Annotated in this window: 2 protein-coding genes; both read left to right on the plus strand. The window is 68.6% G+C overall.

Translation table 11 applies throughout. The features are described 5' to 3' along the window. Positions 1 to 882 (plus strand): sulfate adenylyltransferase subunit CysD (gene cysD / locus ABT025_RS39360; RefSeq protein ID WP_351003633.1); only part of this gene is annotated, 882 nt, incomplete at its 5' end. A 1-nt stretch (position 883) separates the two neighbouring features. After that, positions 884 to 2167, plus strand: a 1284-nt coding sequence (locus ABT025_RS39365; RefSeq protein WP_351003635.1) for a sulfate adenylyltransferase subunit 1, incomplete at its 3' end; no start/stop codon positions are given.

The raw sequence follows: 2167 nt of genomic DNA on the forward strand, positions 1-2167 counted from the left end.
CACCTGGATTCGCTGGAGTCCGAGGCGGTGCACATCTTCCGTGAGGTGGCGGGGGAGTTCGAGCGGCCGGTGATCCTGTTCTCCGGCGGCAAGGACTCGATCCTGATGCTGCACCTGGCACTCAAGGCATTCGCACCCGCCCCGGTCCCCTTCACCCTCCTGCACGTGGACACCGGACACAACTTCCCCGAGGTCCTGGAGTACCGCGACCGCACGGTCGCCGAACACGGACTGCGCCTGCACATCGCGTCCGTCCAGGAATACATCGACGCCGGGAAGCTCCGCGAACGCCCCGACGGCACCCGCAACCCCCTGCAGACCGTCCCGCTGACCGAAGCGATCCAGCAGCACCGCTTCGACGCCGTCTTCGGCGGCGGCCGCCGCGACGAGGAGAAAGCCCGCGCGAAGGAACGGGTCTTCTCACTGCGCGACGAGTTCTCCCAGTGGGACCCCCGCCGCCAGCGCCCCGAACTCTGGCAGCTCTACAACGGCCGCCACGCCCCCGGCGAGCACGTCCGCGTCTTCCCGATCTCCAACTGGACCGAACTCGACGTCTGGCAGTACATCGAACGCGAGGGCATCGAACTCCCCCAGATCTACTTCGCCCACGAGCGCGAGGTCTTCAACCGCTCCGGCATGTGGCTCACCGCAGGCGACTGGGGCGGCCCCAGGGAACACGAAACCACCGAGACCCGCCAGGTCCGCTACCGCACCGTCGGCGACATGTCCTGCACCGGCGCCGTCGACTCCGACGCCACCACCCTGAACGCCGTGATCACCGAGATCGCCGCCTCCCGCCTCACCGAGCGGGGCGCGACCCGCGCCGACGACAAAATGTCCGAGGCCGCGATGGAAGACCGCAAGCGCGAGGGGTACTTCTAACATGACCACCACCCAGCCGGCCGACCAGCTGCAGACCACCACCCTCCTGCGGTTCGCCACCGCCGGCTCCGTCGACGACGGCAAGTCCACCCTCGTCGGACGCCTCCTGCACGACTCCAAATCGGTCCTCACCGACCAACTCGAAGCCGTCGAGGACGCCTCCCGCAAACGCGGCCAGGAAACCCCCGACCTCGCCCTGCTCACCGACGGACTGCGGGCCGAGCGCGAACAGGGCATCACCATCGATGTCGCCTACCGCTACTTCGCCACCACCCGCCGCCGCTTCATCCTCGCCGACACCCCCGGCCACGTGCAGTACACCCGCAACATGGTCACCGGCGCCTCCACCGCCGAACTCGCCGTCGTCCTGGTCGACGCACGCAACGGAGTCGTCGAACAGACCCGCCGCCACGCCGCCGTCGCCGCCCTGCTCCGCGTCCCGCACGTCGTGCTGGCCGTCAACAAAATGGACCTCGTCGACTACGCCGAACCGGTATTCGCCGCCATCGCCAAGGAATTCACCGCCTACGCCGCCTCCCTCGGCGTCCCGGAGATCACCACGATCCCGATCTCCGCACTCGCCGGCGACAACGTCGTCGAACCCTCCGCGAACATGGACTGGTACGGCGGCCCCACCGTCCTGGAACACCTCGAAACCGTCCCGGTCAGCCACGACCTCACCGCCTGCCACGCCCGCTTCCCCGTCCAGTACGTCATCCGGCCCCAGACCACCGAACACCCCGACTACCGCGGCTACGCCGGCCAGATAGCCGCCGGAGTGTTCCGCCTCGGCGAACCCGTCACCGTCCTGCCCACCGGCACCACCTCCACCATCGCCGGGATCGACCTCCTCGGCCAGAACGTCGACATCGCCTGGGCCCCCCAGTCCGTCACACTCCGCCTCACCGACGACATCGACATCTCCCGCGGCGACCTCATCGCCCCCACAGCCGACGCACCCGCCACCACCCAGGACATCGAAGCAACCGTCTGCCACGTCGCCGACCAACCACTCACCATCGGCCAACGAGTCCTGCTCAAACACACCACCCGCACCGTCAAAGCCATCGTCAAGGACATCCCCTCCCGACTCACCCTCGACGACCTCTCCCAACACCCCACCCCCGGACAACTCGCCGCCAACGACATCGGCCGCGTCACCATCCGCACCGCCGAACCCCTCGCACTCGACACCTACGCCGACTCCCGCCGCACCGGCTCCTTCCTCCTCATCGACCCCACCGACGGCACCACCCTCACCGCCGGCATGGCAGGCACCTCCTTC

The sequence above is a fragment of the Streptomyces sp. NPDC002809 genome, from assembly GCF_040295435.1.
Classification (GTDB): Bacteria; Actinomycetota; Actinomycetes; order Streptomycetales; family Streptomycetaceae; genus Streptomyces.